Source organism: Chryseobacterium sp. WLY505, from assembly GCF_030846215.1.
Lineage (GTDB): Bacteria > Bacteroidota > Bacteroidia > Flavobacteriales > Weeksellaceae > Chryseobacterium.
Genome location: NZ_JAVCWI010000018.1, coordinates 33,991 through 50,113 on the forward strand (window position 1 = coordinate 33,991; position 16,123 = coordinate 50,113).

At 38.9% G+C, this 16,123-nt stretch carries 11 protein-coding genes; 5 read left to right on the top strand and 6 right to left on the bottom strand.

The window, feature by feature from the left end; translation table 11 throughout:
• Positions 1 to 71: 71 nt before the first annotated feature.
• From RAH34_RS21930 to kduI, 6 genes are all read right to left on the bottom strand, one after another.
• Complete coding sequence (locus RAH34_RS21930) at positions 72 to 1,598, bottom strand: MFS transporter (protein WP_306597541.1); 1,527 nt, start codon at positions 1,596 to 1,598, stop codon at positions 72 to 74.
• Positions 1,599 to 1,814: 216 nt separating this feature from the next.
• Entirely contained in the window at positions 1,815 to 2,483 is a 669-nt protein-coding gene (locus RAH34_RS21935) for a bifunctional 4-hydroxy-2-oxoglutarate aldolase/2-dehydro-3-deoxy-phosphogluconate aldolase (protein ID WP_306597542.1), read from the bottom strand.
• Positions 2,484 to 2,485: 2 nt separating this feature from the next.
• Entirely contained in the window at positions 2,486 to 3,493 is a 1,008-nt protein-coding gene (locus RAH34_RS21940; protein WP_306597543.1) for a sugar kinase, read from the bottom strand.
• A gap of 251 nt (positions 3,494 to 3,744) precedes the next feature.
• Positions 3,745 to 5,142 carry a glucuronate isomerase gene (gene uxaC / locus RAH34_RS21945; protein ID WP_306597544.1) on the bottom strand — a complete coding sequence of 466 codons (1,398 nt, stop codon included), beginning with the start codon at positions 5,140 to 5,142 and terminating at the stop codon, positions 3,745 to 3,747.
• Between the two features lie 18 nt (positions 5,143 to 5,160).
• The gene (locus RAH34_RS21950; protein ID WP_306597545.1) at positions 5,161 to 5,943 is read right to left on the bottom strand and encodes a gluconate 5-dehydrogenase; all 783 of its coding nucleotides are present in this window, start codon (positions 5,941 to 5,943) and stop codon (positions 5,161 to 5,163) included.
• A gap of 7 nt (positions 5,944 to 5,950) precedes the next feature.
• A complete protein-coding gene (gene kduI / locus RAH34_RS21955) occupies positions 5,951 to 6,787 on the bottom strand; it encodes a 5-dehydro-4-deoxy-D-glucuronate isomerase (RefSeq protein ID WP_306597546.1) in 837 nt (278 codons plus the stop codon).
• 876 nt (positions 6,788 to 7,663) lie between these two features.
• Here kduI and RAH34_RS21960 point away from each other — a divergent pair.
• The 5 genes from RAH34_RS21960 (at position 7,664) to RAH34_RS21980 (ending at position 16,117) form a co-directional block, all read left to right on the top strand.
• Positions 7,664 to 10,681 carry a TonB-dependent receptor gene (locus RAH34_RS21960; RefSeq protein WP_114822175.1) on the top strand — a complete coding sequence of 1,006 codons (3,018 nt, stop codon included), beginning with the start codon at positions 7,664 to 7,666 and terminating at the stop codon, positions 10,679 to 10,681.
• Positions 10,682 to 10,691: 10 nt separating this feature from the next.
• Positions 10,692 to 12,527 (top strand): RagB/SusD family nutrient uptake outer membrane protein, encoded by a 1,836-nt coding sequence (locus RAH34_RS21965; RefSeq protein WP_306597547.1) that lies wholly within the window; start codon positions 10,692 to 10,694, stop codon positions 12,525 to 12,527.
• Between the two features lie 75 nt (positions 12,528 to 12,602).
• Positions 12,603 to 13,622, top strand: coding sequence for a pectinesterase family protein (locus tag RAH34_RS21970; RefSeq protein ID WP_306597548.1), 1,020 nt, complete (start codon positions 12,603 to 12,605; stop codon positions 13,620 to 13,622).
• Positions 13,623 to 13,656: 34 nt separating this feature from the next.
• Positions 13,657 to 15,075, top strand: coding sequence for a polysaccharide lyase family 1 protein (locus tag RAH34_RS21975; RefSeq protein ID WP_306597549.1), 1,419 nt, complete (start codon positions 13,657 to 13,659; stop codon positions 15,073 to 15,075).
• Positions 15,059 to 16,117 (top strand): DUF4861 family protein, encoded by a 1,059-nt coding sequence (locus RAH34_RS21980; protein ID WP_306597550.1) that lies wholly within the window; start codon positions 15,059 to 15,061, stop codon positions 16,115 to 16,117. Before RAH34_RS21975 ends, RAH34_RS21980 begins: the two co-directional genes overlap by 17 nt.
• Positions 16,118 to 16,123: the final 6 nt, after the last annotated feature.

A 16,123-nucleotide genomic window follows, 5' to 3' on the forward strand; every position in this document is an offset into this window, starting at 1 on the left:
GTAAAATTGCGCTTACTTTCGTTCGCAAAGGCGTTTACTCAGCAAAGAAGCTTTTTGCCTTTTGTTCATCTCTATTGTATCACTTTATATTTCGGAACCAACGTTTTCATCACACTCCATGCAATGAGGTAAGCTACGGCGCAAACTGAGAAAATGATCATATATCCTTTATCAATTCCATCAGAAATTATAGCCCCGGATTTTTCCAGATCGTGAAGAAAATTCTCTGGTAAACGTTCATTGATGTACTGCGGATATTTCTCAAGCAAAGGCATTCCGTCAATAGTAGTCCATGCTTTATGAGCATAATCAAATAGTACTCCTGATGATTTATTGATTAAAAAAGAACCGATCCCTCCTGCCATTCCGCCAATTCCTGTGATGGTGGCGATCGCCTTTTTGGGAAACATGTCGCCTACCGTTGAGAAGATATTTGCTGACCATGCCTGATGAGCTGCTCCTGCCACTCCAATGATTAATACCGGAATCCAATATGAAACAGAGCCTAATGGTTGCGCTAAAAGAGCCAGTAAAGGGAAAAAAGCAAAGATCAACATCGCTTTCATCCTTCCGGAATATGCATCCATTCCTTTCTTCTCCACGAAGTACTTCGGAAGCCATCCTCCAATTATGGAAAATAACGTAATCATATAGAGAACAAATAATGGTAAAGCACTTTGGGTAGAATCCATTTTATAAACAGAGCTCAGATAGGCCGGTGTCCAGAACAGGAAAAACCACCAGATTCCGTCTGTCATAAACTTTCCGAAAGCAAAAGCCCAGGTCTGTCTGTAACTGAAACATTCTTTGAAGGAAAATTTCTTTTCTGATGCCGTTGAACCTTCCCTAGCAAAATCATCCTGATCCTGCTGAATATAAGTAAGCTCATGCTCATTGACTTTATGATGCTCATGAGGTTTTTTGTAATAGAATACCCAAAGCCCCATCCACACAAAACCTAAAGCACCAATAATGATAAACGCCCACTCCCAGCCCATCGATTTTGCAATAAAAGGAATGGTAACCGGTGCAGCTAAAGCTCCAACCGTTGCTCCGGCATTAAAAATACTGGTTGCCAGCGCTCTGTCTTTCTTTGGAAAATATTCTGCAGTAGTTTTTATCGCAGCTGGAAAATTCCCTGCTTCCCCAACGGCCAGCACAAAACGGGCAAAAATAAACAAGGTAACACTGGTACTGATGATGGCGCCCACATTATCTACTCTTCCGATAATGTCTTTAGATTCCTGAAAACCAACCAGCCAGTTTCCCGTAAGAACTCCTGAAGTGGCAATTCCGCAAAAGGCATGAATAACTGCTCCTACAGACCAGATTCCGATAGCCCAGAGAAAGCCTTTTTTAGTATCCATCCAGTCTACAAACTTCCCGGCAAAAAGCATACTTACGGCATAGAAAATAGAAAATAACGCCGTGATATTTCCATAGTCATTATTATTCCAGTGAAACTCGGGAGCGATAAAATCTTTCCAGGTGAGTGACAGCACCTGCCGATCCATATAATTGATGGTCGTTGCAATAAAAAGAAGCACGCAGATCGTCCATCTGAACTGAGTTGGTTTCGGGGATATTTCTTTATTCATATCAATCGTTAATAGTATTGATTTTTATTGATTTTAGCAACAAAATGGAGCAAAAAACTCCTTATCCATACTATTTCAGTACGGAAATTATTAATTTTTTAAACCATTTGAATTTGATTAAGGGATTGAGATTAATTAGATGAATACTAGGATCCTTTTAGGTCTAATTAATCTGTCTGACTTCCCTTTATGGCTTCATTAAAATGATTAGAACAATTATCTTAGTTCTTTAATGATCTGTATTGAATGGACTACAGCTTCTGTGATTTTTGCATAGTCATATTCCCCGTTTTCATTTTTCACAAACAGCTGCGAACCTAGTCCTACACAATAAGCACCTGCGGAAATCCATTCCCTGATGTTTTCTTTCGTGGGAATGACTCCTCCTGTAGGCATTATGTTTGACCATGGCATCGGGCCTTTCACGGCTTTGATGAATTCCGGTCCACCTACTTGTGTTGCCGGAAAGATCTTTACAATCTCTGCTCCCAGTTCTTCAGCATAAGAAATTTCTGAAACAGAGCCACAGCCAGGCATCCATGCAATTTTTCTCCGGTTGCAGACCTTGGCCACTTCAGGATTTAAAATGGGAGCTACGATAAAGTTCGTTCCATTCTGAATATATAATGAAGCGGTTGCCGGATCAAGCACGGAGCCAATTCCCAGGATCATATCAGGAATTTCTTTAGCAACGTATTTTACCAGTTCAGCAAAAACCTCGTGAGCAAAATCACCTCTGTTGGTGAATTCAAAAACACGGGCTCCTCCATCAAAACAGGCTTTTACAATTTTCTTGCAAACATCAAGATCTGCATGATAAAACACAGGAACAATCCCTGTCTGCTTTGCCATTAAGGCTACTTCTATTCTATTAAATCTGGCCATAGTTATCTTTTTATTCTTCCTCCTGAATTTCCGTTCATTACTTCCAGAATATCCTCCACACCTGCATAGTTGATATCTCCGGGAATGGTATGTTTAACCGCGCAGGCTGCATTGGCAAAACTCAACGCTTTTTTAGGATCAAAATGTTTTAATCCATAAATTAACCCTGCAGCAAAAGCATCTCCGGTTCCAATTCTGTCCACAACAGGATTAATTTCCAGAAGTTCCGTTTCAAAATAGCTTTCATCTACCCAGGCTCTTCCCTGGGTTTGCTGAGTGCTGGCTGTAACCCCAATTCTTATTTTATCAAAAACTCTTTGAACAGAAGGAATTTGTTGTTTTAATTCTTTACAGGCTTCAATGAAACCTTCTTTATCTAAGGAAAACTGAGTTTCAAGAATTTCATTGATCTCATTTACTCCTCCGATAAAAATGGTGGAATAAGAAACCAGTTCTTTCAGTACTTCATGTCCTTTTCTGCCATATTTCCAGAGATTGGAACGGTAAGCCGGATCTGTGGAAATTTCAATTCCTTTATTCTGAGCTGTTTTCAGACCTTCCTTCAATGCTTCGTATGCAGATTCTGAAATACCGGGGCTGATACCTGTCCAGTGAAAATACTCACAATCTTCAAGCGCCTTTTCCCAGTTGATATGTTCAGGGTTGATATTGGCAAAAGAACCGTTCAGCCTGTTGTAAGCAATTCTGCTGGCACGGACAGACGAACCAACTTCAAGAAAATACAGTCCCAAAGGATGTTCATTTTTATGAATGAAAGTGGTATCAATTCCAAAACTTTGGATGAAAGAAACTGCAGATTCTCCTACAAAATCATTTGAAACGCAGCTGATATGCCTTACTTCACCACCCATTGCTGCCAATGAAGACGCAACGTTCAGCTCTGTTCCTCCAAAAAAGAACTCCATTTCGTGGCTCTGCTTCATCATTCTGTTTCCGGGTGGGGAAAGTCTCATGATCACTTCACCGAATGTGACTATTTTGTTACTCATAATTTTAATTAGCTTTTTTTAACCACAAAAGACACAAATGTTTTTTCTTCCTTTGGTAATTTTGAAGTTGAATACATTGAAAATAAAAGATCATATCATTTAAAAATCTTTGATTTTCTTCTTAACAATTCTTCACTTTTACATTCTCTTAATGGTTAATTTTTTTTCACGAAGATTTAGCTGATTACGCGGATCATTTTAAATCAACAAAATTTGCTCAATCTGTGAGATGATATTATCTTATTTGAAAACTAAAAATCAAAATAATTTTTTGCGTTGTGATAGCAGATATCTGATATGGTTTTCCCGATCAGTTCAATATCATCAGGCAGTTCACCGTTTTTCATTTCTTCGCCAAAAAGATTACACAATACCCTTCTGAAATATTCGTGTCTAGGATAAGAAAGGAAACTTCTGGAATCCGTCAGCATCCCTACAAAACAGCTTATTAATCCCATGTTGGAAAGGGCATTCATCTGTTTGATCATCCCGTCTTTCTGATCAAGGAACCACCATCCGGAACCAAACTGTACTTTTCCTTTGATGCTTCCGTCATTGAAATTCCCGATCATTGTGGCGAAAATTTCGTTATCCGCAGGATTTAAATTGTATAAAATTGTTTTTGTAAGTTTATCTTTTCCGTCCAAAGTGTTCAAAAATCGGGACAATGTTTCCGCCTGCACAAAGTCTCCGATGGAATCCCAGCCGGTATCAGGTCCTAGAATTCTGTGCATTCTTTCATTGTTATTTCTCAAAGCTCCTAAATGGAACTGCTGAACCCATCCGTATTGGTGATAAGCTTCCCCTAAGAATAATAAAATCGCTGTTTTGAATTGATTCACCTGCTTTTCGGCAATCACTTTTCCGGCTAATTTATCATTGAAAATAGCATTCACTTCCGCTTCTGTAGCCTCTTCGAAAGAAATATTGTTCAAACCGTGATCACACAGCCTGCATCCGTTTTTATGGAAATATTCGATCCTTTTAAGCAAAGCATCACATAAAGTCTGGTAAGAATTGATTTCAATCCCTGCTGATGCCCCCAGTTTTGCAATATAATCTGCAAAGTTGTGGTTTTCAATCAGAATGGCTTTATCAGGACGGAATGCGGTGCTTACTTTGATACTGAAATCGCTTTTCGCCAGATCCTGATGGTAATTCAAAGTGTCTGTAGGATCTTCTGTAGTACATAGAGACTCCACATTCATCATTTTCAAAAGACCTCTGGTAGATTTTTCAGGCGTTTGAAGCTGAGCGGTGATATTTTCATAGATTTCCGATGCATTGTCTCCATTCAGTAGTTCATCAATTCCGAAATATCTTTTCAATTCCAGATGAGTCCAGTGATACAAAGGATTTCTCAAAGTATACGGAACTGTTTTTGCCCAGGCTTCGAATTTTTCTTTGTCTGAGGCATCTCCCGTGATGAATTTCTCATTGACTCCCATCGTTCTCATGGCTCTCCATTTGTAATGGTCACCAGCAATCCAGACTTTGGAGATATTATCAAAAACAGTGTCTTCTGCAATATCTTTAGGAATCAAATGATTATGATAATCAATGATGGGCTGCTTTTCTGCAAATCTGAAGTAAAGTTCTTCAGCATATTTATTATGTAATAAAAATTGATCTGTTATAAAAGGTTTCATTTTTTGTCTAATCTGTTGTTATTCATTAGCAGGTTTTCCAATGGTAGCCAGGATTCCTCCATCTACGTAAATAATCTGTCCGTTGATGAATCTGCTTGCATCAGAAGCCAGGAAAATGGCAGTTCCGGCCAAGTCTTCCGGGTTTCCCCATCTTCCTTCCGGTGTTCTGCTGATGATAAAATCATTGAAAGGATTTCCATCCACACGGATGGGTTCTGTCTGGGAGGTTGCAAAATATCCGGGACCGATTCCGTTCACCTGAATATTGTGTTTTGCCCATTCTGTTGCCAGATTTTTGGTAAGCATTTTAAGGCCGCCTTTTGCAGAAGCATAGGCTACTACATTATCACGTCCCAGCTCACTCATCATCGAGCAGATGTTGATAATTTTCCCCGATTTCCTTTTGATCATATATTTCCCGATTAATTTCGACATGATAAAAGGTCCGGTAAGATCTACATCAATTACTTTTCTAAAGTCTTCCACTTCCATATCAAGAGCAGGAATACGTTTGATGATTCCCGCATTATTGACAAGGATGTCTATTTTTCCATGAGTGGCTTCCATTAAAGCTACTTTCTGGGCAGCTTCCAATTCATCTGTCACATCAAAAATATAGCCCGTTGCTTGATACCCTTTTTCGTGGTAATAATTCAACGCTTCTTCCAATTTTGATGGCGTTGTACTGGTAATGGCCAGTTCAGCCCCTGCCGCAGCAAGTCCTTCTGCCATTGCCATTCCTAATCCGTGAGTACCGCCGGTAACAACTGCTACCTTACCGGATAAATCAAATAAATTCATGGGAAAATTACTTTAGTTCGTTTGTTTTAATACCGTCCATATCGCCGTAATCCATATTTTCTCCGGCCATCCCCCAGATAAAAGTATAATTGGCAGTTCCTACCCCAGAGTGAATAGACCATTCTGGAGACAATACCGCTTGTCTGTTCTTCATAAACAGATGACGTGTTTCGTGAGGCTGTCCCATAAAATGACTTACCGTCTGCCCTTCTTCAAGGTCAAAATAGAAATAAGCTTCCATTCTTCTGGTGTGGGTATGCGCAGGCATCGTGTTCCACACACTACCGGGATGAAGCTCTGTCATACCCATTTGGAGCTGGCAGGTTTCTACCACAGAATTAACAATCAGTTTGTTGATAGTACGTTTATTCGCATATTTTTCCTCACCCAGTTCCACAATTTCAGCTTCGTTTTTGGTGATTTTCTTTGTAGGATAGGCATGATGTGCGGGAGCTGAATTGATGTAAAAATAAGGCTGTTCTTCACCTGTCTTTTCAAAGATCACTTCCTGAGCTCCTTTTCCGATGTATAAAGCTTCTTTATTTCCAAGCTCATATACATTTCCGTCTACGGTTACTTTCCCTGCTCCACCTACATTGATGATTCCCAGCTCTCTTCTGTCCAGAAAGTTTTCTGCTTTCAGATCATCGGTGGGTTCCAGTTTCAAAGCTCTGGAAGAAGGCATTATGCCTCCTACAATAAGCCTGTCATACATAGAATAGACCAGTTTTATCTTATCCTCATTGAATAAATCATCGATTAGAAACTCCCTCCTGAGATCTTCTGTGGTATATTTTTTCACATCTTCAGGATGATGGGCGTAACGAAATTCTGATTGTGCCATACTACTATTTTTACTTTTTCTTTTTACGGTTTTCGCAAACCTGTTAAACTCAATGTAATCGATTGCATAAAATTACACTAAAATTGCAGAAATACTTGTGGGGTTAAATATATAATTATTCTTTAAGTAGTTAACAAAAAATTAATTTTATTTTAAAAACAATTGATTTTCAGATCAATAAAATTTAAAACAGATTTAAAAGCAGATAAAATTAAGAGAAAAAATCCACAATAAATTTCCCAAAACAGGAAACCAACCGGACTTAAAACATAAAATCACGCCAAAATAAAAGAGAAAACAGGCAATGAAATATTGATTAAAATATGATCAAATTAATACATATATGATATACACTCGTAAATATTAATAAAAAGTACAAAATATTGAGGCACTAATAATTTCAAAAAGATGACAAAAATCAGAAATTGATGAAAATTTTTCTTCCTCGAGATGAATTTTGGGATTTTTCACCCTCAAAAAAAGACATCATTTTAAGCAAATTTTAAGTTTCATCATCATTAAACACTTAAGAAATTGATTTTTTTCGTTGTTTATTAAAGTTGCTCAAATATGAATATAACAGGCTAATAATCAATTAATTAAAAACAGTCCATCAATACGTATTTTACAAAGATCACATCATTAAACAGATAAATTCACGAAAAAATAATATTTTTTTCTTTGCGTATTGAAAAATAATATTAGTTTAGGAGCCAGAATAATGTTTTATAAAAAATTACGCAATCGATTGCACTAATGCGTAAGAAAATGATTAAAATACGTAATGACCATTAAAATCCGCAGAATACTTCATAATCCTAATCAAAAACGATTGAAAAAACTTTCAACCAAGAATTAAAACTATAAGGATACATAATGGATAAAAGAGTACAATCAATAAAGTGGTTATATTTAACTGTTTTTCTGCTTCCCGTCCTTTCCATGGCTCAGGAAAAAGAAACGAAAAAAGATAAAGAGACCAAACTGGATGATGTGGTTTTGGTAGGCTATACAAAGGTTTCCAAAAAAGACGTTACCAACGCTGTTTCTTCCGTGAAAGGCGAAGCTCTTAAAGATATGCCTTCTACCAATGCTGCCGAAGCGATCCAGGGAAGACTGGCCGGTGTACAGGTTTCTCTGAGTGAAGGGTCTCCCGGAGCAGATGTGGATATCGTAATCCGCGGTGGAAACTCCATTACCCAAAGCAATGCCCCACTCTATATTGTAGATGGTGTGCAGATGGATAATGCCCTGACCATTTTATCTCCCAAAGAAATAGAATCAATAGAAGTATTAAAAGACGCCTCTTCCACTTCTATTTTTGGATCAAGAGGAGCTAACGGTGTAGTTCTGATTACCACAAAAGGAGGTAGAAAAAAAGGAAAAACAACAATCAATTATAATGGTTTTGTAGGCGTAAGAAGCATTCAGAATAAGATCAGTGTACTGGATCCTTATGAGTATGTTCTTTATCAATATGAACAATATTATAAGAATGGAGATGCAAAAGATATTGAAACTTTTAACACACGCTACGGAACTTTTGATCAGCTGGACAAATATAAGTCTGTAAAAAATGTAAACTGGCAGGATAAGCTTTTCGGAAGAGAAGCATTCAATTTTACCCATAATGTGGCATTGTCCGGAGGATCTGAGAATTCTGCATTTTCATTGACTCTTAATAATGTGGAGGAAGACGGAGTGATGATTGGATCCGGATTCAAACGTAATATGGCCAACTTCAGATATGATTATGATATTTCAAAAAAACTGAGTATTGGCCTGAACGCACGCTACAGCCGTCAGATGATCTACGGAGCAGGAACTTCTGCCTCAGGTTCGCAAACCACCAACCGATTGAGAAATGCCATCAGATATCAACCTTTTGAAGGAGGTTCTACAGTAGATGTTGATGATTTTGATCCTTTATTCGCAGACCAGACGAATCTTGTCAATCCCGTTTTATTGGCTAACGATGAAGTGAAAGAAAGCGGAAGAAATGACTTATTATTAAATGGAACGATTGAATATAAAATCAGTAAAGATTTTACCTTCCGAAGTGTCATCGGTTATGTACAGAGGGATCAGATTGTGAATCAGTTTTCCGGTCCGGTTACCAGCCTTGCCAGACAGAACAACGATCAGCCTGTGGTATTTATGAGCAATTCTCAAACCAGAAGAATCACCAATACCAACACCCTTAACTATAGAAGAACATTTGGTAATCATAAATTTGATCTTTTAGCAGGTCAGGAAACTGTGAGAACAGATGGTGAATCTACTTCCATCAATATCAAGTGGTTCCCGAAATCTTCTTCAGCACAGGAAGCTTTTGCCAATTCACAGCTGGCATCACCGCCTTCCGGAATGGTTCAGGATGCTCCTAAAACGGCAAGAGAGGTAGACCGTTTGGCTTCTTTCTTTGGAAGGGTCAATTATATCTACAACAACAAATATATTGCAACAGTTTCCATGAGAGCTGATGGTTCCAGTGTTTTCAAACCTGGCCCCAATCAGTGGGGATACTTCCCTGCTGCTTCTTTAGCCTGGAAAATCAAGGAAGAAAATTTCTTAAAACAAAGCAACTTTGTGAATGAGCTGAAACTTCGTTTAGGATATGGAAAATCCGGAAATAACAGAATCGGAGCTTTTTTATATGACACCTTCTTTACGTCTTCTTCAGATTACGGCTATGCTTTCGGAACCAGTGTTACGCCAGGTGCAACCACCGGAAATATTATGGCAAACCCCAATGTAAAATGGGAAACAGCTACTTCATACAATGCCGGAATTGATTTCGGATTGTTCAAAGGAAGACTTTATGGTACTCTGGATGTTTATAAAACAGATACCAAAGACCTTTTATTATTAGCTAAAATACCACAGACTTCCGGATACGAGTATCAATACCAAAACTCAGGAAGCAGCGAAAATAAAGGGATAGAATTATCAATGGGAAGTACCATCATCAATAAAGAAAACTTTTCATGGAAAATTGATGCCAATATCTCCTCCAACAGAAACACCATTAAAAGTTTAGGAAATAATGCATCTGCAAGTTCCAATTCTTACTACTACCCTTCCGGATGGCAGAATAACCTGTTTGATTTCCTTGTACAGGTAGGAAAACCAGTAGGAACTTATTGGGGATATGTGACAGCAGGAAGGTATGAAGTGAGTGATTTTAATTATGATGCAGCCACTCAGATCTATACTTTAAAAAACGGAATAGCAAGCTCTGCCGCTGTAGCCAATGGTGCAAAAGCTGTACAGCCGGGAGATCTTAAACTTCAGGATCTAAACGGTGACGGAGTGATTGATAATAAAGATATGACCGATCTTGGAAGTGCACAGCCTAAATTCTACGGAGGTTTTACCCAAACATTCCGCTATAAAAACTGGGACATGAGCTTACTTTTCAATTTCTCGATAGGCAATAAAGTATACAATGCCAACAAAATAGAATACACGACTCAGTATCTGTATAAGGATAATAACATGCTTGCTGAAGTGGCAGACCGCTGGAGATGGTTTGACAATGCAGGAAATAAGGTGACAGATCCTACCGCTCTTGCTGCTCTTAACGCCAATACAACGATGTGGACTCCTCCCGCAGGTGCTTACTTCCTTCATTCCTATGCTATTGAAGACGGTTCTTTCTTAAGACTGAATAACCTTACGATTGGATATAGCATCCCAAAAGGCTCTCTGGAAGCCATTGGAGTGAAGAATCTGAGACTTTACGCTACCGTGAATAATTTATTTACAATTACCGGCTACTCAGGATTTGATCCGGAAGCCAATACAAGAAGAAATCCATTAACTCCGGGAGTAGATTATTCTGCCTATCCAAGAAGCCGATTTATTTTATCAGGAGTAGATATTACTTTCTAAAACGAACGCTATGAACAAAAATAAATTTTCAAGTTTTTTCTTATCTCTTGCCTGCGTGGTTACTCTTAATTCCTGCAGCGATTATTTAGAGGTAGAAAACCTTTCCAATACCGCTGAGAAACAACAGTTCGACTCAGCACCGGACACTTTTGCCGCCCTTGTCGGGGTTTACAACAGTGCCATGGGTGATAATACCTATGGACAGAGAATGAATCTCATCCTTTCTCAATCCGGAGACGATCTCAGAACCTCCGGAGATTATAATGCCAACGACAGAAGAGGAATAAGCTGTTTCGGAGCAGTGCCTACCAATACGGAATTACTCAGACCTTTCCTGGATACTTACACCGGGATTGAAAGAGCGAATCTTGTGATCAAAAATATTCCTCTCTCTCCAGTGTATCAAACCGGATCTGCAGCTGATAAAAAGCTGATGGACCGCTATCTGGGAGAAGCATTAACCCTGAGAGCATTGTTTTATTACGATCTTATTAAAAACTGGGGTGATGTTCCTTTTCAGGATGTCCCTTCTGCAGATCTGCCATCCGTTTATATTCCGAAAACAGACCGCGATGTCATCTATGAAAAACTCCTTGATGATTTGGCAAAAGCATCAGCGCTGGTACCATGGAAGTCTGAAGGAGGTACTACTGCACAAAGACTTTCCAAAGCAGCAGTAAAAGGATTAAGAGCCAGAATAGCCTTGGCAAGAGCCGGATATTCTTTGAGAAGAAGCCCACAATTGATGGTACAGGGCACAAATCCTCAGAAATATTATCAGATTGCTTATGATGAATGTAAAGATATCATCACTTCCGGGCAGCACAAGCTGAACCCTAGCTATGAAGGACTTTTCAGATCCTTACATACCAACACTCCGGATACAACGAATGAAATTATTTTTGCAGTCGGAGCTTTTGGCGGAAACTCTAGAACAGATTCAAAAATAGGATATTATAATGGATTAAGACATGATGATTCTGACTGGAAATCTGCTGGTGGTATCAGTGCCATTCCTACCTATTTTTATGAATTCAGCAAATATGATTTGAGGAGAGATGTTAATATTGCCATTTTCAGGGTAAGCACATCAAAACAGGAAGATCTTCAGACTTCCATCAACTGGAATGACGGAAAATTCAGAAAGTCATGGACGAGCATTACCGGAACTTCTCAGAACTTAGGAATCGACTGGCCATTGCTACGATATGCCGATATTTTATTAATGTTTGCTGAAGCAGACAATGAACTTCACAGCGCACCTTCCCAGGAAGCCATTGATGCTGTAATGGCGGTAAGGCAAAGGGCTTATACCGGTAACGTAGGCCAGATAGGAACCATCCCAACTTCCAAAACTGAATTCTTTAAATATATTGTTCAGGAAAGGCTATTGGAATTCGGAGGCGAAGGGTTGAGAAAATATGATCTGATCCGTTGGAACCTTCTGGAAACAAAGATCAATGAAACCCGACAGAAACTTACAGATTTCATGAACGGTACCGGAGCTTACGCGAATGTTCCCGAGTATATTTTTTATAAAAAACCAGCTTCTACCGTTGCCAATTATGTGCCTACAAAAACGGCTCAGCAAAATGTACTGGACATGGACATTTATGTGAACGGAATCAACAAAGCTGATGTTTTCTACAATCCGAATCAGAGCGTTGCAACACCTTCAGGGTATACAAAAGTAAACTGGAGACTGGCTATGACACAATCTTACATTAGTGGAGATCCGGTGAAAAGTTATGCATATTATTTCCAGCCCAACAAAAGGGAACTTCTTCCTATTGCGCTCGATGTAATCAATTCAAATTATAACCTTACCCAGGATTACGGATACTAGATAGTTTAACATTCATATCAAAATACAGACTGTCTTCCACCAGGATCAGTCTGTATTTTATCTCAAAACTGCTTTATGAAATTTTCCATCTTTTTTAAAAACACGGCTCTGTTTTCTATTGCTCTGGTAGCTTTATTCAGCATTCTTTCTTTCAAAACCAAGGATAAAACCATCGTGGTTTCGAAAGACGGAAAAGGTGATTTCACAACCGTTCAGCAGGCAATTGATGCTATTGAAAACAGTTCTTTAACAAGAACAAAAGTTTTTATTAAAAGTGGAATTTATAAAGAAAAGATCACCATTCCGGAAACAAAGGGAGCGATATTGCTGGAAGGTGAAAATCCAGAAAAAACCATCATTACTTATGATGATTATGCCTCAAAAAAGAACGCTGAAGGAAAGGAAATCGGAACGACAGGTTCATCCACAATATTTATTTACTCAAATGATTTTACAGCGAAAAATATTTCATTTGAAAACAGTTCCGGAAGAGTCGGACAGGCGGTTGCCGTATTGACTTCCGGTGACAGAATTGCGTTTGAAAATTGCAGGTTCCTGGGAAATCAGGATACTTTATATTTAAAAGGAGCTCAGGATCTTGAAGACAAAACAAAACCGTCTAGAAATTATTTTAAAAACTGCTATATCGAAGGAACAACAGATTATATTTTTGGAGCGGGAACAGCTGTTTTTGAGAACTGTATTATTTACTCCAAAGAAACAGCAAGCTATGTGACAGCCGCTTCTACTCCACAGGGAAATGAATTTGGGTTCATTTTTATCAATTCAAAAATTATTGGAAATGCAAAAGACCATTCCGTCTATCTGGGAAGACCATGGAGGCCTTTTGCGAGAACCGTTTATATTGACTGTGAGCTTAACTCAACGATAAGGTCTGAAGGATGGCACAACTGGAACAAAACGGAAGCAGAAAAGACTACATTTTATGCAGAAAGTAATTCGAAAGGAGCCGGAGCCAATATGCTCCAAAGAGTTCCCTGGTCGCATCAATTAAGTAAAGAAGAAAGGAAAAAATATACTCCGGAGAACATTCTTAAAGGAAAAGATCAGTGGAATATAAAAAAGAGCTTATAATAATTCGGACTCATTCACACGAAAACCTTCAATCATGACAAAAAACTTCATCAAACTATTCACCACAGGGCTTTTATACAGTATTTCTACGCAGGTTAATGCGCAGGAAGTATTGAGCTTTCCCGGAGCTGAAGGTTTTGGAAGATTCACAACAGGCGGACGTGGCGGAAAGGTCTATTTTGTAACCCACCTGAAAGACGATAGCTCTGAAGGAAGTTTAAGATTCGCTTTGAACCAAAAAGGTCCGAGATATATTGTATTTAAAACCAGTGGAACCATTTACCTGCAGTCTCCTTTAAAAATAAAAGAAGGCGATGTTACCATTGCCGGACAAACCGCTCCCGGAGACGGAATTACGATTGCCAATTATGAAACATTTGTCGCTGCAAATAATGTTATCATCCGTTTTCTAAGATTCAGAATGGGAGATCAGAAAAAGTTTGAGGGCGATGCTTTGGGAGCTAGGTTTATTAAAAATCTGATGGTAGATCATTGTTCTATGAGCTGGTCTACAGACGAAACAGTGTCCATTTACGCCAATGAAAAAACCACCCTTCAATGGTGTCTCATTGCAGAAAGCCTTAGAAATTCTGTCCATCAGAAAGGAGCACATGGCTATGGTGGAATTGCTGGAGGTAAATCCGCATCCTTTCATCATAATATTTATGCCCATCACGACAGCAGAAATCCAAGACTGGGTGAATATGCCGGAAGTCAATTTGCGCTGACAGACCTTACTGATTTCAGAAATAATCTGATCTACAACTGGGGACACAACAGTATTTATGGAGGAGAAGGAATGAACGTGAATATCGTTAATAATTATTACAAACCCGGCCCTGCAACCTTAACCAGACAAAGAATTGTCGCCATCGATAAAAATGAAAATCCCAAAACAGAAGTGTATAACGTCTGGGGAAAATACTATATCAACGGAAATGTGATGGAAGGAAGTCCGGAAGTTACCAAAGATAACTGGGCAGAAGGTGTTTTCAGCCAGATGAAACCAAGCTACAATTTAACAGAAAAGGATAAAAATTCTATTAAAATCAATCAGCCCCATGATATTGAAAATAATATCAAAACCCATTCTGCGGAGGAAGCTTACAGGAAAATGCTCAAATCCAGTGGAGCAAGTCTGGTAAGAGATGCTGTTGATTGTCACGTGATAAAAGACATTGAAACCGGAAGCTTCACTTACACAGGCTCAAAAGGAAGTAAAAACGGTATCATTGATTCCCAAAATGACACAGGAGGATTTCCCCTTTTAAAACAGGCAAAACCTCTCCCCGATTCGGACAATGACGGAATGCCGGATGAATGGGAAGTCAAACATCGTTTGAATCCAAAATCACCCAATGCCAACGGCCGGGATCTGGATAAAAACTATGACAATATAGAAGTCTACATGAATGATATTGTCCGCAAAATAACTGATGAACAGAACCAATAACCATGAAAACTCATCATCAGAAACCGGTAACCCAACAGAAAAAAGTATGAAACTCAGTTTATTTAAAATAGGCCTAGCAGCCGCTTTTATCAGCACCCATCTTTCAGCACAGACTTCTGTGATTGAAACTATTAAGAAAAACCCGAAAGCACCATTTTCTTACGCTGAACTTTCTGTAAAAGAAGGTGGAAAATGGGAAGGCAATCAATACATTGGGGGAGCTTTCAAAAACGTTCAGGAACTCACCCTTCCGGAAGCCCATACCGATCATTCGTCTTATATCAGGTATGAAGGAATCGGTCTTGAAAACAACCAGGTTGGCTACAGACTTTATCTGGATTGGCGAAATGCCACCGATATTTTCGGTAAAAAAATATCAGGGCTTGTACTGCCGGAAGTAGGCCAAGACGGCTTTGAATCTTATCATCACGATGCTCCGTGGGGACAGGATATTCTGAAATCCGGACGTACCATAGGAATTGGTTCTTACGGAAGATATGATGAGCAGAATGATTTTGTTGAAACCTTTAAAATTGTAAAAAGCACGAATGCAAAAGTAGTCAATGAAAAAGATCAGTCTTATGCCCTTATTACTTACAAAGGCTGGAAAACCTGGGGCAATGCTGTAGATTTGCAGTCAAAACTGACGATTTTTCCCAAAGACCGTTTCGTAAAAGTAGATTTGAATCTGAGCAATAGTATTTCAGGTCTTTGTACCGGAATTGTTGCTTTCAAAGATATTCCCATGAAACAGGGAATCAGCAAAAATAAAAAATGGGCTTATATTGCTACTTACGGACAGCAGACTCTGGCCAAAAAAGAAGACAATCTGGGAATGGCAGTTTTTTATCCGCTGGAAAGCTTTGATAAATATGTGAAAACAAAATCTACCCACACTATCGTCTTCAAAAAGACTAAAAATGTATCCTATTACTTTCTGGGAGCCTGGTCTCAGGAATCCAACGGCTTAACAACCGAAGAATCTTTTTACCAGGATCTGGATCAAAAACTGGATATTCTCGATCAAACTCAACAACTTTAAAGTTTA

Bases quoted from the DNA above. Each gene is read 5' to 3' on its own strand.
- RAH34_RS21950 (WP_306597545.1), bottom strand. From the start codon at position 5,943: ATGAATTTATTTGATTTATCCGGTAAGGTAGCAGTTGTTACCGGCGGT.
- RAH34_RS21970 (WP_306597548.1), top strand. From the start codon at position 12,603: ATGAAATTTTCCATCTTTTTTAAAAACACGGCTCTGTTTTCTATTGCT.
- RAH34_RS21980 (WP_306597550.1), top strand. From the start codon at position 15,059: ATGAACAGAACCAATAACCATGAAAACTCATCATCAGAAACCGGTAAC.
- RAH34_RS21975 (WP_306597549.1), top strand. From the start codon at position 13,657: ATGACAAAAAACTTCATCAAACTATTCACCACAGGGCTTTTATACAGT.
- RAH34_RS21960 (WP_114822175.1), top strand. From the start codon at position 7,664: ATGGATAAAAGAGTACAATCAATAAAGTGGTTATATTTAACTGTTTTT.
- kduI (WP_306597546.1), bottom strand. From the start codon at position 6,787: ATGGCACAATCAGAATTTCGTTACGCCCATCATCCTGAAGATGTGAAA.
- uxaC (WP_306597544.1), bottom strand. From the start codon at position 5,142: ATGAAACCTTTTATAACAGATCAATTTTTATTACATAATAAATATGCT.
- RAH34_RS21940 (WP_306597543.1), bottom strand. From the start codon at position 3,493: ATGAGTAACAAAATAGTCACATTCGGTGAAGTGATCATGAGACTTTCC.
- RAH34_RS21930 (WP_306597541.1), bottom strand. From the start codon at position 1,598: ATGAATAAAGAAATATCCCCGAAACCAACTCAGTTCAGATGGACGATC.
- RAH34_RS21935 (WP_306597542.1), bottom strand. From the start codon at position 2,483: ATGGCCAGATTTAATAGAATAGAAGTAGCCTTAATGGCAAAGCAGACA.
- RAH34_RS21965 (WP_306597547.1), top strand. From the start codon at position 10,692: ATGAACAAAAATAAATTTTCAAGTTTTTTCTTATCTCTTGCCTGCGTG.